The 18122-nt window shown below is 70.6% G+C and carries 18 protein-coding genes; 9 read left to right on the top strand and 9 right to left on the bottom strand.

Going from position 1 to position 18122, the window contains the following annotated elements; all coding sequences use genetic code 11:
* The first annotated feature begins 59 nt into the window (after positions 1–59).
* Complete coding sequence (locus tag GWK61_RS02605; protein WP_194904474.1) at positions 60–878, top strand: hypothetical protein; 819 nt, start codon at positions 60–62, stop codon at positions 876–878.
* An 80-nt stretch (positions 879–958) separates the two neighbouring features.
* Here GWK61_RS02605 and GWK61_RS02600 read toward each other — a convergent pair whose 3' ends face one another.
* Entirely contained in the window at positions 959–1846 is an 888-nt protein-coding gene (locus GWK61_RS02600) for an NAD-dependent epimerase/dehydratase family protein (protein ID WP_194904473.1), read from the bottom strand.
* 131 nt (positions 1847–1977) lie between these two features.
* Here GWK61_RS02600 and GWK61_RS02595 point away from each other — a divergent pair, with 131 nt between their 5' ends.
* Positions 1978–2838 carry a helix-turn-helix transcriptional regulator gene (locus tag GWK61_RS02595; RefSeq protein WP_323747383.1) on the top strand — a complete coding sequence of 287 codons (861 nt, stop codon included), beginning with the start codon at positions 1978–1980 and terminating at the stop codon, positions 2836–2838.
* A 67-nt stretch (positions 2839–2905) separates the two neighbouring features.
* Positions 2906–3208 carry a hypothetical protein gene (locus tag GWK61_RS02590; RefSeq protein ID WP_194904471.1) on the top strand — a complete coding sequence of 101 codons (303 nt, stop codon included), beginning with the start codon at positions 2906–2908 and terminating at the stop codon, positions 3206–3208.
* Between the two features lie 85 nt (positions 3209–3293).
* Here the strand turns inward: GWK61_RS02590 and GWK61_RS02585 are convergent, their stop codons facing one another.
* The 4 genes from GWK61_RS02585 to GWK61_RS02570 are packed head-to-tail and all read right to left on the bottom strand — an operon-like array spanning position 3294 to position 7535.
* Positions 3294–3788, bottom strand: a complete 495-nt coding sequence (locus tag GWK61_RS02585) for a GNAT family N-acetyltransferase (RefSeq protein WP_194904468.1) — start codon at positions 3786–3788, stop codon at positions 3294–3296.
* A 53-nt stretch (positions 3789–3841) separates the two neighbouring features.
* A complete protein-coding gene (locus GWK61_RS02580) occupies positions 3842–5437 on the bottom strand; it encodes an FMN-binding glutamate synthase family protein (RefSeq protein ID WP_228561638.1) in 1596 nt (531 codons plus the stop codon).
* Positions 5438–5448: 11 nt separating this feature from the next.
* Positions 5449–6867: a GntP family permease gene (locus GWK61_RS02575; protein WP_369125543.1), complete on the bottom strand. Its 1419-nt coding sequence runs from the start codon at positions 6865–6867 to the stop codon at positions 5449–5451.
* Positions 6867–7535 carry a gluconokinase gene (locus GWK61_RS02570; protein ID WP_323747381.1) on the bottom strand — a complete coding sequence of 223 codons (669 nt, stop codon included), beginning with the start codon at positions 7533–7535 and terminating at the stop codon, positions 6867–6869. The genes GWK61_RS02575 and GWK61_RS02570 overlap by 1 nt, the downstream gene beginning before the upstream one ends.
* Positions 7536–7749: 214 nt before the next feature.
* On the opposite strand from GWK61_RS02570, the gene GWK61_RS02565 reads away from it, so the two are divergent.
* Positions 7750–8469 carry a FadR/GntR family transcriptional regulator gene (locus GWK61_RS02565; RefSeq protein WP_194904466.1) on the top strand — a complete coding sequence of 240 codons (720 nt, stop codon included), beginning with the start codon at positions 7750–7752 and terminating at the stop codon, positions 8467–8469.
* 93 nt (positions 8470–8562) lie between these two features.
* Positions 8563–9477: an amidohydrolase family protein gene (locus tag GWK61_RS02560; RefSeq protein WP_194904464.1), complete on the top strand. Its 915-nt coding sequence runs from the start codon at positions 8563–8565 to the stop codon at positions 9475–9477.
* Positions 9478–9500: 23 nt separating this feature from the next.
* On the opposite strand, the gene GWK61_RS02555 is transcribed toward GWK61_RS02560, so the two are convergent.
* Positions 9501–10043 (bottom strand): DinB family protein, encoded by a 543-nt coding sequence (locus GWK61_RS02555; protein ID WP_194904462.1) that lies wholly within the window; start codon positions 10041–10043, stop codon positions 9501–9503.
* 45 nt (positions 10044–10088) lie between these two features.
* Between GWK61_RS02555 and GWK61_RS02550 the strand changes: the two genes are divergently transcribed.
* Entirely contained in the window at positions 10089–11042 is a 954-nt protein-coding gene (locus GWK61_RS02550; protein ID WP_194904460.1) for a 2-hydroxyacid dehydrogenase, read from the top strand.
* A gap of 236 nt (positions 11043–11278) precedes the next feature.
* Here GWK61_RS02550 and GWK61_RS02545 read toward each other — a convergent pair whose 3' ends face one another.
* Complete coding sequence (locus tag GWK61_RS02545; protein WP_194904458.1) at positions 11279–13525, bottom strand: MMPL family transporter; 2247 nt, start codon at positions 13523–13525, stop codon at positions 11279–11281.
* Positions 13526–13611: 86 nt separating this feature from the next.
* Between GWK61_RS02545 and GWK61_RS02540 the strand changes: the two genes are divergently transcribed.
* Together GWK61_RS02540 and GWK61_RS02535 are read left to right on the top strand one after the other, a co-directional pair.
* On the top strand, positions 13612–14280 hold the full coding sequence (locus GWK61_RS02540; protein ID WP_228561637.1) for a TetR/AcrR family transcriptional regulator: 669 nt from the start codon (positions 13612–13614) through the stop codon (positions 14278–14280).
* A 380-nt stretch (positions 14281–14660) separates the two neighbouring features.
* Positions 14661–15179, top strand: a complete 519-nt coding sequence (locus GWK61_RS02535) for a DUF3145 domain-containing protein (RefSeq protein WP_194904456.1) — start codon at positions 14661–14663, stop codon at positions 15177–15179.
* Between the two features lie 207 nt (positions 15180–15386).
* Here GWK61_RS02535 and GWK61_RS02530 read toward each other — a convergent pair whose 3' ends face one another.
* A complete protein-coding gene (locus GWK61_RS02530) occupies positions 15387–16328 on the bottom strand; it encodes a nitrilase family protein (protein ID WP_194904632.1) in 942 nt (313 codons plus the stop codon).
* A gap of 73 nt (positions 16329–16401) precedes the next feature.
* Here GWK61_RS02530 and GWK61_RS02525 point away from each other — a divergent pair, with 73 nt between their 5' ends.
* Complete coding sequence (locus tag GWK61_RS02525; protein ID WP_194904454.1) at positions 16402–17286, top strand: LysR family transcriptional regulator; 885 nt, start codon at positions 16402–16404, stop codon at positions 17284–17286.
* A 58-nt stretch (positions 17287–17344) separates the two neighbouring features.
* On the opposite strand, the gene GWK61_RS02520 is transcribed toward GWK61_RS02525, so the two are convergent.
* A partial coding sequence (locus GWK61_RS02520; protein WP_194904452.1) for a DUF5937 family protein occupies positions 17345–18122 on the bottom strand: 778 nt, incomplete at its 5' end.

Below are 18122 nucleotides of genomic sequence, written 5' to 3'. Positions count from 1 at the left end.
CCGCCGCCCGGCGCGCGTCGAGTATCACGCAGGAGGAACCGAGCCTTAAGGGGTGACACGTGCGCGACGATCTGCCTCAAGCCATGCGGGAGACCGCGCGCCAGTTGGAGCCGGACGTCGTGCGGCTCGCCGCCGGCGGCGTCACGCGCGGGACACGGATGCGGCGCCTACAGCGGGGCGTTCAGGTGCTGGGTTCGGCGCTGAGTGTGGCGGTCGTGTTCGCGGCGGTGGTGGTGTTCGGGTCGCATCGGACGGCCGGTGCCGGTGCTGGAGGCACGCCGATGACTAATACGCCCACGACTGGCTCGTCGACGACCAGCCTGCCCGACACCCCAACCGCCACCGGCGCCCCACAAATCACTGGTAACCAGCTTATCAGTACCCTGAAATACGGCCTCCAAGACACCGGTGTGACCGGCAGCTCCTACCTGGCCCGAGGCAGCGACCTCACCGCCCCCACCAACGTGATGCCCCTGGGCGTAATCGTGGTCAGCGCACGCCTTTCCGCTGAGCACGGCATCGGATCCATCAGCATCATCATCTCCGGCCATCGTGGCGCCGCCTCCGGGTCCGGCGTACCGCAGACCATCGGCGACGGCTCGACCGTCTACGTCAGCCAGATCGCCGCAGGCACCGACGGCCCCCAATCCGACCACACCACCCTTGAGGTGACGCTGGTCCGCCCCGACGGCTCAAGCCTGTCCGCCATCGAGACCAACTCCCCGAACGACAAGAGCCCCGCAGCGCCCGGCGCCCCGTTGCTCCTTACCTCGGATCAGGTCACCACGCTGTTGGACAGCCAGATCTGGAACGCCGCCATCGCCGCCGCCGAAGCGCTACCCGATCAGGCGGCGACTTCCGCAACGTCCTCCCAGTAACTCGCCGAGAACTCGTTGATGAGGCGCGGGCGGTTCGCCGATGCGAACCGCCCGCCTGGCTTCCGGTTGAAACAGGACCCTCACATAGCCCCGGCGTCCACGGCCTGCCACATCGTCGGGTACAGCGGCCGGTACCCGAGCACCCGCCGGGCCTTGCCGTTCTGCACGATGCCGAACCACGGCTCGGTCACCTCGCGCTCGGCCATGTCCGGCGTCAGCTCGCGACCCACGTAGCGGTAGATCTCCGCGAGCGTGGCGGCCGAGTCGTCGGCGATGTTGAACACTTCGCCGCTCAGGCCCTCGGCGCGCAGCGCGAGGAGCGCGCCCTGGGCGACGTCGGCGTGGTGCACCATCTGCAGGCGGCGGGAGGAGTGCCAGTCCAGGGGGCGCTGCATGAACTCCTCGATGTGCGGGTCGCCGTCGCCGTAGACGAAGGCCAGGCGTAGCACCCGGAGGTCGAGACCGCGCCGGATCCGCAGGTCCTGCAACGATTTCTCGGCGGCGACCTTGGACACCGGGTACGGACCGCCCCACGCGATCGGCCCGAGTTCGGCCTGCTCGTCCTGCGGGGCGTGGTGGCCGCCGCCGTAGACCAGGTTCGTGCTGGCGAACACGAAGCGGGTCACGCCGGCGTCCAGCGCGGCCTCGGCCAGGGCCGTCGAGGCGTCGGTGTTCACCGCGGTGGCGCGCTCCGGGGTGGGGGAATCGCGGAAGGTGGCGGCGAGGTGGATGACCGCGGCGGTGCCGTCGACGACGTCCTTGAAGCCGGCGGCGTCCAGCGTCGCCAGGTCGCCGACGACCAGCTCGGCGCCGGCCGCGCGCAGCCGCAGCGCGGCCTCCGATTCCGGGTCGCGGACCAGGGCGCGGACCGGGTCGCCCTGGGACAGCACGCGCGGGATCAGCCGGCTGCCGACCTTCCCGGTGCCGCCGGTGATCAGGACGGGCTTGGCGGAAATGGTGGTGGTCATGGGTTCGTCTCCTTCGGGCGACTGCTGATGTCCAGAACGTTGCCGCAGGTCGGAGCCGGTGTGCAGAGACCCGCTCATCCTGGGACCGGCGATCCCTGGATAGCTCGCGGCAGGTGCGCGATGCTGGAGGGGTGCTCAAGATCGATCGCCCCGAACTCGCCGCCTTCCTGCGCACCCGCCGTGAGCGGCTGCGTCCGGAGGACCTCGGTCTGCCCGCGAACAGCCGCCGCCGGACCGCGGGCCTGCGCCGCGAGGAGGTCGCGATGGCGGCGGGCATGTCAGTGGACTACTACATCCGGCTGGAGCAGGCGCGCGGGCCGCAGCCCTCGGCCCAGCTGCTCGGCGCGCTCTCCCGCGCGCTGCGCCTGACCCGCGACGAGCACGACCACCTGTTCCACCTCTCCGGCGTGATGCCCGAGAACGACGGCTTCGTGCCGACCGACCACGTCCGCCCCGGCGTCCTGCACCTGCTGGACAAGCTGGACGACACCCCGGCGCTGGTGTGCAGCGACCGCGGCGACATGCTGGCCTGGAACGCGATGCAGGCCGCCCTGATGGGCGATCCCGGCCGCCTCCCGGTCGAGCAGCGCAACATCGCCTGGCAGCACTTCTGCAACCCGGAGGCCGCCGAGTTCTTCCTGCCCGAGGACTTCGCCCGCAACGGCGAGAACACCGTCGCCGACCTCCGCGCCGGGCTCGCGGCGCGGCCCGACGACGCCCGGCTGCGCGCCCTCGTTGAGGAACTCAAGGCGCGCAGCCAGCGCTTCGCGGACCTGTGGGAGCGGCACGACGTCGCGCGGCGCCGGGCCGACCACAAGACCGTGCTGCACCCGGTCGTCGGCCGCATCGACCTGGACTGCGAGGTCATGCTGTCGCCGGAGCACGACCAACGCCTGATCATCCACTCCGCGCGGGCCGGGTCGCCGGCGCAGCAGGCGCTGCAACTGCTCAGGGTGATCGGCACGCAGCGCATGGCCGAGGTGGATACGTAGGCAAAATACGTTGCGAAACGGAGGAGACGCTCCCGCGCGCGGGTGTCCCCCCGATACGGTTGTCAGCATGTTGGCGAGGGCAACGAAGGTCGGATTGGTCGTCGGTGTGCTGCTGATGATCGTGGCGGCATACTCGATGTACAAGGGCTCGAACACCACTCCGACCTGTGACGGCCGGCAGATGACCGCGACGGACCGGTGTATCACGCACTATGCCGACGGCCACACCGTCACCGAGGACTACGCACAGGCCAAGCACTACGACGACGCGGGCCTGGCCTGGGTCCTGCTGATCGCCGGCGTCGCGATCGGGGCGGCGTCGGCCGCGGGCTGGCAGCGGCGGCGCGGGTTCCGGCTCCGCGAGGCGTGAGGCGTGAGGCGCCGGGACTGAGGCGTAAGGGTTAGGCATAAGACAAGGCGTCAGGCGAACGGTCTCAGGCGAACGGCCTCAGGCCTTATGCCCGCGGGCGATCCAGCGCGTAGACCGTACAAGGCATCCCCAGCACCTCGTCCTCGCGGCGCGGCGTGAACCCGAGCCGTTCGGCGACCGCGATCGACGCCCGGTTGCCGGGGGCGATCATCGCAGTGATCTGAGTGAGGTCGAGCTTGCCGAAACCCCAGTCCAGCACGGCCTGCGCGGCCTCGGTCGCGTACCCCTTGCCCCAGTGCTCGCGCCGGAACGTCCACCCGATCTCGGTCTCGCCGAACTCCTCCCACCAGTTCAGCCCGGACCGGCCGATCGCCTCGCCGCCGTCCAGCAACTCCACGACACACAAGCCGTAGCCGCGCGCGGCCCAGCTGTCCGAGATCCGGCGGAGCCGGTCCTCGGCGCGCTCCGCGGTGTACGCGCCGACGAACCTGTTGACCTCGGGATCGGCGTGCAGGTCGACCCAGAAGTCGACGTCTTCCATGGTCGCGGGGCGCAGCCGCAGGCGCTCGGTGGTGATCATCACACCACTCTAGGACGGACTGGCGATCAAGCGGGCCGCGGGTTCGCGACGCGCTAGTCCTTTTTCACCCCCACCGGCCGGAACGTGTCCGGATCGGCGGCCTGCCAGTCCTCGTCCCAGCCCGGGACCGGCTCGGCGAGCAGTTCGCCCGGCCGCAGGTAGTGGTAGAGCTCTGCGTAAGTGCTCGTCTTGCGCTGGCTCACGCGCCGGTGCACCATCTCCGGCCGCAGCTCGTGCGGGCCGGTCAGGCCCATCGCGGCGATCAGCTGCTGCGCCTCGGCGACCGTCGCGGACTGGAAGCGCTGGACGCGCAGCGCCTTGTCCGGCACGTCCAGGGCCCGGTAACGCTTCGGGTCCTGGGTCGCGACGCCGACCGGGCAGTGGTTGGTGTGGCACTTCTGCGCCTGGATGCAGCCGACGGCCATCATCATGGCGCGCGCGGCGTTGGTGTAGTCGGCGCCCTGCGCGATGCGCTTCACGATGTCGGTACCGCGCGCGATCTTGCCGCTGGCGCCGATCCGGATCTGGTCCCGCAGTCCCACACCGACCAGCGCGTTGTGTACCGTCAGCAGGCCGTGGGTGAGCGGCGTCCCGACGTTGTCCTCGAACTCCAGCGGCGCCGCGCCGGTGCCGCCTTCGGAGCCGTCGACCACGATGAAGTCCGGCGTCACGCCCTCGGCCAGCATCGCCTTGCACACGGCCAGGAACTCGCGCCGCGAGCCCACGCACAGCTTGAAGCCGGTGGGCTTGCCGCCGGACAGCTCCCGCATCTTCGCGATGAACAGCACCAGCTCGCGCGGCGTGCTGAAGACCTTGTGCGACGGCGGGCTGATGACCGTGACGCCCTGAGGGACACCGCGTATGTCGGCGATCTGCCGTGTCACCTTCGGCCCCGGCAGCACGCCGCCGAGCCCCGGCTTGGCGCCCTGGCTCAGCTTCAGTTCCACACACTTGATCTGCGGATCGGCAGCCTTGTCGCGGAATTTGTCGGGGTCGAAGTTCCCGTCGGCGGTCCGTGCGCCGAAATAGCCGGAGCCGATCTCCCAGACTAGGTCGCCGCCGCCCTCGCGGTGGTACGGCGAGATGCCGCCCTCACCGGTGTCGTGCGCGAAGCCGCCGGCCCTGGCGCCCTTGTTCAGGGCCCGGATCGCGTTCGCGGACAAGGCGCCGAAGCTCATCGCCGAGACGTTCAGCAGCGCCATCTCATACGGATGCCGGCAATCCGGGCCGCCTATGAGCACGCGCGGCTGCTCCGGTGTCGGCTGCAACGGCGACATCGAGTGCTCCAGGAACTCGTAGCCCGAGGACTCGACATCCAGCTCGGTCCCGAACGCCTGATCGCCGTGGATGCCCTTGGCCCGCTCGTAGACCACCGAGCGGGTGTCGCGGTCGAAGGGACGCCCGCCGGTGTTCGTCTCGATGAAGTACTGCTGAATCTCCGGGCGGATGTACTCCATCATGAAACGCGCGTGACCCAGGACCGGGAAGTTGCGCAGGATGGAGCGTCGCGACTGCAACACGTCGTAGATCCCGAGCGCCAGCATCAGCGCGAGGGGGATCAGGGCGAAAAGCCAGAGGGGCGAAAAGGACACTGCCCACGCCGAAAGCAGCGTGAGCAGCGCCAAAGCCGGCAGCATGAGCAGTCCCATGCCGCCGCACATTAGTGCACGAAGGTTCCCAGGATCAGGATGACCACGATGGATACGGTCGACAGGATCGTCTCCATCGCCGACCACGACTTGAACGTCTGCTTGACGTCCATCCCGAAGAACTCCTTCACCAGCCAGAAACCGGCGTCGTTGACGTGCGACAGGAACAGCGAGCCGGAGCCCACCGCCAGCGCCAGCAGCGCGGTGGAGGTGTTCGTGTGGGACGCGGCGATCGGAGCGATGATGCCGGAGGCTGTGACGGTCGCCACCGTGGCCGATCCCGTGGCCAGCCGGATGCCGACCGCGATCAGCCAGGCGAGCAGCAGCAGCGACAGGTGCGAGTTGTTCGCGGCCTTGCCGATCGAGTCGGCGATGCCGGTGCCGACCAGCATCTGCTTGAAGCCGCCGCCGGCGCCGATGATCAGCAGGATGCCGGCGATCGGGCCCAGCGCGGCGCCCATGACGTCGGAGGCCTTGCGGCCGAAGCCCAGGGCGAACACGGCGTAGACCACGCCGACGATCATCGCCATGATCGGGTCGCCGACGAAGTCCATCACCCTGTGCAGTTCGGAGGCCGGGCTGCTGTCGGCGATGTCGACCACCGTCTTGACCAGCATGATGACCACCGGCAGCAGGATCACCGAGAGCGTGGTGAGCACCGAGGGGGTCTTGCCGTCGGCCCGCTCGGTCGTCGTGTACTGCGCGGCCAGGGTCTCCGGCGGGTGCGGGTGTACGCGCTTGGAGATCCAGGTGCCGTAGAGCGGGCCGCCGATGATCGCGGTCGGGATCGCGACGATGACGCCGAACAGCAGCGTGGTGCCCAGGTCCGCGTGCAGGGCGTTGATCGCCACCAGCGGCCCCGGGTGCGGCGGGATCAGGCCGTGCAGGATCGACAGGCCGGCCAGCGCCGGGATGCCCACGCGCAGGATCGAGCCGCCGGTGCGCTTCCAGACCAGGTAGATGATCGGGACCATCAGGACCAGGCCGACCTCGAAGAACATCGGGATGCCGACGACCATCGCGGCCACCACCATCGCCCACGGCGCGCGCTTCTCGCCGACCCGGTCGACGATCGCGCCGACCAGCCGGTCGGCGCCGCCGGAGTCCACCAGCATCTTGCCGAGCATGGCGCCCAGGGCCACGATCACGCCGACGTTGCCCAGGACGCCGCCGACGCCGGTCTCGGTGGTCGACAGGAGCTTGTCGACCGGGATGCCGCCGGCGACGCCGACGAACAGGCCGCCGATGAGCAGGGCGAGGAAGGGGTGGATCTTCGTCACGGCGGTCATCAGGACGACCAGGGCGATGCCGGCCAGGGCGACGAGGATCAGGCGGGTGTCGTGGCCGGTCCAGGCGGTGGACTTGGCGGTTTTGGCGGCGGCTTCGGAGGCGGCTGCGGCCAGGGCCGGGTGGGAGGCCAGGGCCGGGATCACGCGCCGGCCTCCTTGTCGTGCGCGGCGTCGTGCGCGGCCTTGTCGTGGGCGGCCTTGTCCTGCGCTGCTTCGTTGTGCGCGGCTTCGGTCCGGTCGTGCGCGGCCTCGACGGCTTCCAGCTTCTCGGCGTGGATCAGGCGCTCGGCGACGGTCAGCGGCGAGTCGTGGTCGTCGACCTTGACGCGCACCGGGTGCTCGTCGTCGGCCGGCGGCTCCAGGTCCCCGAACTGCGAGTCGAGCAGCTCCGGCGGGAAGAAGTGGCCGTTGCGCGCGGTGAGCCGCCGGGCCACGGTCTCGCGGTCGGCGTCCAGGTAGATCAGGCGCACCTGCGGACGCCCGGCCAGCAGCCGGTCGCGGTAGGCGCGCTTGAGCGCGGAGGAGGTGACGACGCCGGGCCGGCCGTGTGCGGTGGTCTCGTCGATCCAGCGCCCGATGTTGTCCAGCCAGGGCCACCGGTCCTCGTCGGTCAGCGGATGCCCGGCGGACATCTTGGCGATGTTGGCCGCCGGATGGAAGGCGTCCGCCTCGGCGTACTCCCAGCCCAGCCGGCCGGCGAGCAGCGAGCCGATGGTGGTCTTCCCGCTGCCGGAGACCCCGGTGACGAGCAGGATGGGCGGCTTGGCGCCCGGAACGGCGGGCGATGCTGCGGGGGATGCGGCATTCACGGTTCAGTCTCCTTTGACCCCGTACGCGACACCTCGTGACGCGCCACGCGTCACGGTAGGCCAAAAAGTATGACGATTGAAGAGGTGGTGACTATTCCGTAATACGAAAACCCTCGCGGCAGGGCGCTGAACCGGCGCCGATGGCGCGATGATGGTCTCGGACTCAGATGGTCTCGGACTCACCTGCACTGGACCTGGCAACGGGAGGAACGGCATGCCGGAGTTGGGCAAAGGACTGGCCGGCAAGGTCGCCGACGACCTCGGCCACGCCATCGCCGGCGGCCGCCACACTCCCGGCGACGTGCTCCGCACCGACGACCTCGCGGAGAGCTTCGGCGTCAGCCGCACGGTGGTGCGCGAGGCGGTGCAGGCGCTGCAGGCGAAGCGCCTGCTGCGCAGCTCCCCGCGCGTGGGACTGACGGTACGGCCGGTCCGGGAGTGGCACCTGTACGACCCGGACGTGATCCGTTGGCGCCTGGCCGGGCCCGAGCGCACGACGGTGCTCGACGAGCTGACAGAGCTGCGCGGTGCGGTGGAGCCGGCGGCCGCCGCGGCGGCGGCTCGGCAGGCGGACCGGGCGAAGCGCACGAGCCTGCTGGAGAGCTCGGCGCGGATGCGCGCTGCGGCGGCGGTGGGAGACCGGACGTCGTTCCTGGAGGCGGACGTCGACTTCCACCGCTTGGTGCTGGGCATGTGCGGCAACCCGCTGTTCGCGCAGCTGGCGCCGGTGACGGAGGAACTGCTGCGCGGGCGCGCGGCGCTGAAGCTGCTGCCGACGGCGCCGGACCCGGCAGACGCGGACCGGCACGATGCGGTGGCGGTGGCGGTCGCGTCGGGGGATCCGGAGCGGGCCGAGGTGGCTATGCGGGCGGTGGTGGCGGAGTCGTTGGAGGACATTCATATGCGGCTGGAGGAGCGGCGGGGTTCCAGCTAATAACAGGCCTTACAGGGCAGGTCGGCTACGGTAGATCGTGTGTCAGAGACAGATCGTGTGTCAGAGACAGATCGCGCGTCAGAGACGGATCGTGTGTCAGAGACAGATCATGCGTCAGAGACGGATCGCGCGGCCACGGCCGAGGAGACCTCCGACGTCCGCCGCTTCTGGCAGGCGCTGGGCCTGCCGGGCCTGATCGACGTCCACACCCACTTCATGCCGCACCGTCTCCTGGACCGGATTCGGGCCTACTTCGACGCCGCCGGTCCGCTGATCGGCCGCGAATGGCCGATCCGGTACCGTCAGGACGAGGAGCAGCGGCTGGAGATCCTGCGGGGCTTCGGCCTTCGCGCTTTCACGTCGCTGGCCTATCCGCACAAGCCGGGCATGGCCGAGAGTCTGAACGCCTGGACCGCCGATTTCGCCGCCCGCACCCCCGACTGCCTGCACAGCGCCACGTTCTTTCCGGAGCCGGAGGCGGTCGTCTACGTCCCGGCGGCGATCGAGGCCGGTGCCCGCGTCTTCAAGGCGCACATCCAGGTCGGCGACTACGATCCCGCCGATCCGCTGCTGGATGCGGTGTGGGGGTCGTTGGCGGAGGCCGGGGTACCGGCGATCGCGCACTGTGGGTCGGGGCCGGTCGCGACGCGCTTCACGGGCCCGGCGGCGATGGCGCCGGTGCTGGCCGCGCACCCGACGTTGCGGCTGGTCGTGGCCCATTTCGGGATGCCCGAGTACGTCGAGTTCCTTGATCTGGCCGAGCGGTATGACGGGGTGCTGTTCGACACCACGATGGCGTTCACGGACTTCTTCGGGCGCGTCGAGCTGCCGGACCGGGAGCGGAAGCGGATCGCAGAGCTCGAAGAGCGGATCCTGTTCGGGAGTGACTTCCCGAACATCCCCTACTCCTACACACAGGCGCTGGAAGCCTTGTCCCGCCTCGATTTCGGTGACGACTGGCTCTGCGCCGTGTGTTACGGGAACGCGGCGCGGATCTTCGGGGTGTGAAGCCGGCGTTCAGCCCTCAGGCTTCAGTCTTCGTGGCGGCGGCCGGTCACGTCCCAGAGGTGGTGGATCGGGTCGTGGACGAAATAGCGGGCCAGCGACTCGATCGTGAAGTCGGAGCCGTCGCCGCGGTGGCCGGTGCGTTGCCACTCGTCTTCGGACACTGATTCGAACCGCGCGGCGATCTCGTCGGTGGTGTCTACGAGTGCTGCGATGACTGTGTCAGGGTCCTGTTCGCCGTACTTCTCGTCCACTGCGGTGACGTCCTGGTCCCAGTTCGGGTACTGCGGGTCGTCCTGTTCGACCATCAGCTCGACGCGGCGCAGGTAGACCTGGTTGCAGTCGCGGACGTGGCAGGCGTACTCCAGCGGCGACCATTTAGTCGGCTCCGGGCGCGTGCGGACCTGCTCGGCGCCGTTCTCGGCGAAGTAGGTGCGCCAGGCTTCGGCGTTGGCGCGCAGCAGGGCCGGGATCTGCTCGCGGGCGACCGCGCCGGCCGCGAAGCCGCACTCCGGGCAGGGGCGCTGGAGGACCCACGTCCAGTTCTTGGTGTCCGGTGTGATCGTCATGGGCGTCACCTTAGCGGCGGGGACGTGGTCGGTAGAGTGCGTTCCATGCCGCAGACAAGCTCACGCCGGGTATGGGTGCCGTACGGACAGTCGGCGAAGGAGGTGCCCGAGGGGCTGGTGGCCGACGTGTTCACCGGCCGGGATCTCGATGTGCCCGGTGGCGTGCCGGAGTCGATCGACGAGGTCGAGTTCTTCGTGCTGCCGTACATGTTCGTCAACGCGCATCCCGAGTTCATGGGGCGGATGCCGCGGTTGAAGGTGGCGCAGACGCTGACGGCCGGGTACGAGAACGTGCTGCCGTACGTGCCTGAGGGCGTCACGCTGTGCAACGCCCGCGGACTGCACGACGCCTCGACGGCGGAGCTGGCGGTGACGCTGACGCTGTCGGCGCTGCGGGGGATCCCGCGCTACGTGCGGCAGGCCGAGCGCGGCGAGTGGGCGCCGACGTACAAGGTCGACATCGACGCGGTCGACGACGCCCTGGCCGACAAGACGGTACTGATCCTCGGCTACGGCTCCATCGGCTCCGCGATCGAGCGCCGCCTGGCCGGCTTCGAGGTCGAGGTGTTGCGCGTCGCGCGGTCGGCGCGCGAGGGCGTGCACGCCTTCACGGAGATCGACGCACTGCTGCCGCAGGCGGACGTGGTGATCGTGATGGTGCCGGCGACGGACGAGACGCGCGGCATGATCGACGCGCGCTTCCTGGCCCGGATGAAGGACGGCGCACTGCTGGTGAACGTCGCCCGCGGCGTGGTGGTGCGCACCGAGGCGCTGCTGGCGGAGTGCGCGTCCGGGCGGCTGCGCGCGGCGATGGATGTGACGGACCCGGAGCCGCTGCCCGCGGACCACCCGCTGTGGCGTACGCCGAACGTGCTGATCACGCCGCACGTCGGGGGCGCTTCGACGGCGTTCTTGCCGCGGGCGCTGCGGATGATTGACGGGCAACTGCGGCGGTTTGCTGCGGGGGAGGAGTTGACGAACGTGGTGCGGGCTGGGTGAGGGGAACCACAAGCCGCAGCGCCACGCCCACGTTCGGCGCAACTTTGTCGGCGATTTGGTGCCTGGGCGTTGACGGCAGAGCGCGCGCCGCCGATCCTGAGCTGGATCTGCTGGCGCGCGCTCCTTATTTGAGGTGGTCAGCCCCCTTGGTAGGGCGGGGCCCTACACAGGGGCCCGACACACTGGCGCTTTACGCACCGGGGCCCCGAGCTGCGGTTACAGCCTCAGCAAAGCCGCTACCCCTCACTCCGTGAAGTCCCGACCAGCTCTACCGGCCGTCCGCCGCCGTTCCCAGCGCCGGCACCTTCGCCCTCACCCTCATCGTCGCTGAGGCCGAAGCGCTCGTGCACCCACCGCAGTGGTCCCGGCGCCCACCAGGCGCTGCGGCCCAGGACGCGCATGGCGGCGGGGACCAGGATGCCGCGGATCAGGACGGCGTCGATCAGGATCGCGACGCCGCAGCCGAGGCCGAAGAACTGCAGGAAGCTCACCGATGCGGTTCCGAAGGCGAAGAAGCTCACTGCCAGCAGGCCTGCGGCTGTCGAGACGATGCGGCCGGTGCGCGCCAGGCCCTCGCTCACCGAGTGGCGCAGGTCTGCGCCCTGTGCGTGGAGTTCCTTGATGCGGCTCGTGACGAAGACCTCGTAGTCCATCGACAGGCCGAAGGCGATGCAGAACAGCAGGACTGTCATCGCCGTGTCCATCGGCCGGGCTGTGAAGCCCAGCAGGCCGGACAGGTGGCCCTGCTGGAAGATCCACACCATCGTCCCGATCGAGGCCGACAGGCCCAGCGTGTTCAGCACCAGCGCCCGCAGCGGCTGCATGACGCTCCCGGTGAACAGGAACAGCACGATGAACGTCGTCAGCACCACCCACCCGATCGCGTACGGCAGCCGCGCCGTGATCCCGTGCTCGGAGTCGATCAGCCGCGCCGTCTCGCCGCCGATCAGCGTCGACGTGCCCGCCGGGCCCGGGACCGCGCGGGCGTCCCGCACCAGCTGCTCCGCCGCGGCGGAGTGGCTTTCCGCGGACGTGAACACCGTCAGCTCTTGTGCGGACTTGGCCGCCATGCCGGCGTCGGACGGGTTCATGCCCAGCGCCGCGCCGTGTGCATACGAGCCTGCGCTGCTGTCCACACGCACCGCGCCCGGCAGCGTCGAGAGCTTCGCCGCGTACGTTCCCACCGAGGCGGTGTCGGCCGGCCCCGTCGTGATGACCTGCACCGCCGTCGCCTGGTTGCCCTGGAAGTCGTTGTGCAGGGCGTCCGCGGCCTGACGCGCCGGGGCGCTGGTCGGCAGCACCGTCTCGTCAGGAGTGCCGAACGACGCCCCGAGGAGCGGCGAGGCCAGGAACGCCAGCACCGCCACCACCGGCAGCGCCATCAGGGCGGGCCGCTTCATCACGAGCGAGGCCAGGCGACCCCACGCCGGCGCCGCCGAGCCCTGCTGCGCACCCCGTGCCCAGGGAAGCCGGCCGGCGTTGACGCGGGTGCCGAGCGCCGCCAGCAGCGCAGGCATGATGATCAGAGCGCTGGCCGCGGCGATCGCGACCACGCCGATGCCGGCGTAGGCGAACGACCGCAGGAAGTAGAACGGGAACACCAGCAGCGCGGCCAGGGCGGCGGCGACCGTCAGCGCCGAGAAGGCGATGGTGCGGCCGGCCGTGCGCATCGTCCCGAGCACCGCGTCCTGCACGCTCGCGCCCTGCGACAGGTACTCGCGATAGCGGGCGACCATCAGCAGCGCGTAGTCGATGCCCAGGCCCAGGCCCAGGGCGGTGGTGATGTTGATCGCGAAGACCGAGACGTCGGTGATGCGGCCCAGGATCGCCAGTTCGGCGAAGGTGCCCAGGATCGCGACCAGGCCGATCGCCAGCGGCAGCAGCGCCGCCACCAGGCTCCCGAAGGCCAGGACCAGCAGGATCAGGGTCAGCGGGACGGCGATCGACTCCGCGACGGCCAGATCCTTGGTGACCTGGCCGGTGACGTTGTGGTTCACCGCCGCGTCGCCGCCGGCCTGGACCGTCACCGCCGCGTTGTCCTTGACGTAGTCGCCGAGCAGGCGGGTGGTGGTCGTGCCGATCTGGTTGTCGTCGCCCAGGACGCGGACCAGGACCATCGCCTCGCGGCCGTCTGTGGAGCGCAGGCCCGGGCTGTGGTTGGCGAAGTAGGACACGACGCCGCTCACGCCGTGGTCCGCGGACAGCTCCTGGGTCAGCGTCTGACCGGCCTGCGCCGCGGCGCCGCTGTCGACGTCGCCGGCGCGGGCGCCGACCACCAGGACCAGGTTGGGCCGGCCGCCGAACTGGGCGGTGATCGCCTGCTGCGAGCGCCAGGACTGGGAACTGGTGTCGTCGAAGCCGCCGGACTTCAGCACGCCGAACGCGCCGATGCCGACCGCGACCATGGCCACCAGCAGTATCGAGGCTGCCGTCAGGACGGCTTTGGGCCGCCCTACCGCGAGTCTGCCGATTCTTCCGAGCATGGTGTTCAGACCCCCTCCGGGTCGGGCGTGGCGTCAAGTTGACGCCGTTAACATCGAGCATGCCGGTCATTGTTAACGGTGTCAACATGAGGCACGATGAACAGGTGACCACGTCGAAGACCACTCCCCGGACCCGCTACCACCACGGTGACCTGCGCAACGCCATGATGGATTCGGCGGTGGAGCTGGCGCGGACCGGCGGGCCGGACGCGGTGGTGCTACGCGAGGTGGCCCGGCGGGTCGGGGTGTCGGCGACCGCGGCTTACCGGCATTTCTCCGATGCCGAGGCGCTGCTGGACGAGGTGAAGCGCAGCGCGCTGGAGGTGCTGGCCGAGGCGATGGCGGCCGCCGTGGCGCGGGTCCCGGTCGACGGCGACCGCGGGGAGGTCGCGGTGGCCCGGCTGCGCGCGGTGGCGCACGCTTACATCGACTTCGCGGTCGAGCAGCCCGGGCTGTTCATGACCGCGTTCTGCCGCACGAACACCGTGCCCGGCCACGAGTACGGCGGCGAGCCGTACGACGAGACCGACGCCTTCCGGGCGTTGGGGGCGCTGCTCGACGAGCTGGTCGCGACCGGCCGGATGACCGCCGAACGCCGTCCCGGGGCCGACATCGCGGCCTGGTCGATGGTGCACGGGTTCGCGCTGCTGCTGGTCGACGGACCGTTGCAGCGGCACCTGTCGGCCGCGGAGCAGGACTTCGCGCGGGAGCGGACGGTGGACGTGATCGTCCGGGGGCTGACGGCCGGCGAGTGAGCGGCCGGGTGGGCGGCCGAGCGAGCGGCCAGGCGAGCAGTGGGGTGAGCCGCGGGGTGGGCCGCCGAGCCGGCGATTGGGCGCAGGCATGGGGAAAACCCCGAACCAGTCCGTCGCCTATACGACGGTCTGCCCATATCAGTGATCATATCTAAGACCTCAGAGGGTCTGGCGGGTTCTGATGCGGTTGGAGATCACCCAATTGGCGGCCTGTGCGCGGGCCGCCGGGCAGCTTAGAGTGCAAGAGCACTAAGACAACTGGTGCCGCGCCCCGAGCGTGCGGCAGAATAAAGGCCGCTGACATGGGGCTCCACGAGTTGTGGTGCGGGCAAGGCCGCTGGGGAAGGCGAACCTCGCCGCAGCACAGCCAGGAGGTCCCGATGACGGCACAGTCGGCAAACAAGACAGTGACAAGCGGAGTCCTCTACATCCACTCCGCTCCACGCGCGCTCTGCCCGCACATCGAGTGGGCGGTGGCGAGCGTACTCGGCGTGCGCGTCAGCCTCGACTGGACGCACCAGCCCGCCGAACCGCACATGTGGCGGGCCGAGCTGTCCTGGCGCGGACAGTCCGGGACCGCCGCGAGCATCACCTCGCAGCTGCGGGGCTGGCAGCAGCTGCGCTTCGAGGCCACCGAGGACCCGTCGGACGGGACCGAGGGGGAGCGCTACTCCTCCACGCCCACGCTCGGCGTCTACCGCGCCGCCACCGGCATGCACGGTGACATCGTCATCGCCGAGGACCGGCTGCGCGCCGCCCTGGCCCGGGCGCACCGTGGCGAGTCCGCGTTGGAGCGCGAGGTCGAGGCGCTGCTCGGCAAGCCCTGGGACGACGAGCTGGAGCCGTTCCGGTACGCGGGTGAGGGGGCGCCGGTGCGGTGGCTGCATCAGGTCGGGTGAGGCCCGCGCCGGCGGTGGTGGGTACACGGGATCATGGCGCCGTTCACCCCCACGGGTGGTCTTCGGCGACCAGTTTTTGAGGTGGTTGATGATCGGATCGGCGGAGAAACGCCATGATCTGCCGAGTTGATCAGCTGATTGACTGTTTGGGTGGTTCAGCTGGGTGGTTCAGCTGGGTGGTTCAGCTGGGTGGTTCAGCTGGGTGGATCAGCTGAACCGAGCCGTCCGCGCGTCCACCTCGTCGCCGTACTTCGTGGTCAGCGACCGGTACAGCTCCGGCCGCCGGGCCCGCAGCCAGCGCCGGCCGGTGGCGGTCGGCACCAGGTCCAGGTCGAGGTCGGCGGCGACCATGTCGTCGGCCGCCGCCTCGGACTCGGCGAGGATCCGGCCGTAGGGGTCGATGATCATCGCGTTGCCGGTGCGGACCTCGTCGTCGTCCCGGCCCACGCCGTTGCTGAAGACCACGAACAGACCGTTGTCGTGGGCCCGGGACGGCAGCCAGCGCAGCAGCCACTCCCGGCCGTTCGGGCCGCGGAAGGCGTCCTGGACGGCGACCGGGTCGGCGTGGCGGTTCTCCCAGACGCTCAGCGGGATGGGCTTCATGCCGTGCGGGCTCACCGAGTTCGTGCCGCCGGTCTGGTGCGGGGCCAGCAGCACCTCGGCGCCGAGCAGCGCGGTGGCGCGGACGTTCTCGACGAGGTTGTTGTCGTAGCAGATCAGGACCCCGACCCGGACGCCCCACGGCGTGTCGAACACCGTGTAGCGGCTGCCGGAGGAGATCGCCTCGTGTTCGAAGGCGTGCAGCTTGCGGTGGATGTGCACGGCGCCGTCGGGCAGGCAGACGGCGTAGGCGTTGAACAGCCAGCCGTCGCGCGCGGTGAGCAGGCCCACGCCGATGCCGAGGCGCAGCTCCGCGGCCAGGGCACTGACCCGGGCGATGCTCGGGCCGTCGTCGGGTTCGGCGACGTCGTGCAGATAGGCGGCGTCGCGCTTGGTCAGGTGCCAGTAGCCGAGCAGGCACATCTCCGGGAACGCGACCAGCTGGACGCCGTCGGCCGCGGCGGCGCGGGCGAAGTGCTCGACCCGGGCCAGGTTGTCCTCCTTGGCGCCCGGGCTCGGCTCGAACTGGACTGTCGCGGCGCGAAGCATCATGCATCCATGCAAGCTCCGCTTCCTTCGATGAGTCCAATGAATGTCGCGAGGCTGTCGATAAGCTGGGGGAATGGAAGACCGGCTGGTGCGGGCATTCGTCGCGGTCGCCGACCACGGCACGTTCGGCGCGGCGGCGAAGGCCCTGGCCGTGACCCAGCCGGCGCTGACCAAGCAGATCCAGGCGCTGGAGGCGCGGATCGGCGGCGCGGTGTTCCGGCGCGGACGGCTCGGCGCCCGCCTGACCCCGCTCGGCCGCACCCTGCTGCCCGACGCGCGGGACGCCCTGGACCGGCTCGACGGCTTCGAGCTGCGGGCCAAACGGCTGACGGCCGCCGGCGCGGGGCGGCTGGCGCTGGCCTTCGGGCTGTCGACGATCGACTTTGCGCCGCGCGCGGTCGCCGAGTTCCGGCGCCGGCACCCCGACGTCGGCGTCACGCTCGACGACATGGCCTCGGCGGTGCAGCTGGAGCGGCTGCGGCGGGGGCAGCTCGACGCCGGGTTCGCGCGGCTGCCGGTGGATCCGGACCTGTCCGTGCTCGAACTCGGCGTCGATCAGCTGACGCTCGCGGTCCCGGGGAACGTCGACACCGAGCCCGGAGTGCGGGAGCTGATCCGCCGGCACGGGATGGTGGCGCTGGTGCAGACCCGGGGGCCGGGGTTCGTCGACCAGGTGCAGCGCTACCTGGCCGCCGAGGGGATCAGACCGCGGGTGTTGCAGCGCGCGAATGATCTGCAGACGGTGATGGCGCTGGTCGCGGCGGGTGTCGGAGTGGCGCTGGTGTCGGCGCGGGCGCCGGTGGTGATGGCTCCGGAGCGGATCCGGTGGGTGCCGATCGATCACGAGGCGGCGCGGTGGCGGATCGGGCTGGTTTGGGGCGGCGGCGGGGGCGAGGTCGCGCCGGCGTTGGAGGCGTTCTTGGAGGTGACGCGGGAGCTGGCGGCCGCTGGGTGGTGAGACCTGAGCGCTTAGCAGCCCAGCGGCAAGTGCCGAGCGGCGCCCGGCGCCGACGGAACTAACGCCCCCGCACGACCCGGTCGCCAAGCTCCGTCCGCCGGTACCGGATCTCATGCCGGTGCCGCTCCCCGACGACCATCCCGGCCTCCCGCAGGACCGTGAGGTGCTCCGAGACGGTCCCGAGCGCCAGCGCGTGCCGGTGTGCCAGGAGGCTGGTAGAGGTCGGCTCGTCCAACCCGGTGAGCAGATGTGCGCGGGTGCGGCCGACGAGCTTGGTCAGGGCGGCGGCGGACGTCCCGCGGCGCGGCTCGAAGGCGTTGCCCAGGCCGCGAGCCGGGTAGACCAGGGTCGGCTGCCAGGGCGCGTCGGTGATCACGACGACCTCGTCCCACTTGAACACGCTCGGCATCAGGACCAGGCCCCGGCCGTCGAGGTCGTGGTGCTCGTCGCCGCCGGGGTCGCGGATCAGCGTGTCGCCGGTCCAGTGCACGGTCGGGTGCAGGTCCGCGAACAGGCCGTCCAGGCCGCCTTCGGCCAGGCGCCGGGACTGGTACGCGACGTCGGCCTCCAGCAGCGCCCGGATCCGCGGCCAGTGCGGGGCGACCAGGGTCTCCCAGGCGCCGCGGATCAGCTGCGTCAGCAGACTGAGGACCTCGGCGGGGGCACCGAGCAGCAGCCGGCCGCCCGGAGTGTCTCGGGCGCCGGGGGTGTACTGGAGCGCCAGCTCGATCTCGCGGCGCACCACGGGTTCGGGCGTGGCGGCGATCCGGGTGAGTTCGGCGTCGAAGTCGCCGACCGGCGCGGTCGGGGGCGGGGCGAGGAAGTCGGGGGTGTAG

Source organism: Catenulispora rubra (assembly GCF_015356825.1).
Taxonomy (GTDB): domain Bacteria; phylum Actinomycetota; class Actinomycetes; order Streptomycetales; family Catenulisporaceae; genus Catenulispora; species Catenulispora rubra.
This window is presented reverse-complemented; position numbering and strand designations above follow the sequence as displayed.

Coding starts and splice junctions, on each gene's coding strand:
- GWK61_RS02555 (WP_194904462.1), bottom strand. CDS start 10,043: ATGACGATCACACCGGACACCAAGAACTGGACGTGGGTCCTCCAGCGC.
- GWK61_RS02565 (WP_194904466.1), top strand. CDS start 7,750: ATGCCGGAGTTGGGCAAAGGACTGGCCGGCAAGGTCGCCGACGACCTC.
- GWK61_RS02585 (WP_194904468.1), bottom strand. CDS start 3,788: ATGATCACCACCGAGCGCCTGCGGCTGCGCCCCGCGACCATGGAAGAC.
- GWK61_RS02580 (WP_228561638.1), bottom strand. CDS start 5,437: ATGGGACTGCTCATGCTGCCGGCTTTGGCGCTGCTCACGCTGCTTTCG.
- GWK61_RS02535 (WP_194904456.1), top strand. CDS start 14,661: ATGACGGCACAGTCGGCAAACAAGACAGTGACAAGCGGAGTCCTCTAC.
- GWK61_RS02540 (WP_228561637.1), top strand. CDS start 13,612: ATGAGGCACGATGAACAGGTGACCACGTCGAAGACCACTCCCCGGACC.
- GWK61_RS02600 (WP_194904473.1), bottom strand. CDS start 1,846: ATGACCACCACCATTTCCGCCAAGCCCGTCCTGATCACCGGCGGCACC.
- GWK61_RS02545 (WP_194904458.1), bottom strand. CDS start 13,525: ATGCTCGGAAGAATCGGCAGACTCGCGGTAGGGCGGCCCAAAGCCGTC.
- GWK61_RS02590 (WP_194904471.1), top strand. CDS start 2,906: ATGTTGGCGAGGGCAACGAAGGTCGGATTGGTCGTCGGTGTGCTGCTG.
- GWK61_RS02530 (WP_194904632.1), bottom strand. CDS start 16,328: ATGCTTCGCGCCGCGACAGTCCAGTTCGAGCCGAGCCCGGGCGCCAAG.
- GWK61_RS02525 (WP_194904454.1), top strand. CDS start 16,402: ATGGAAGACCGGCTGGTGCGGGCATTCGTCGCGGTCGCCGACCACGGC.
- GWK61_RS02550 (WP_194904460.1), top strand. CDS start 10,089: ATGCCGCAGACAAGCTCACGCCGGGTATGGGTGCCGTACGGACAGTCG.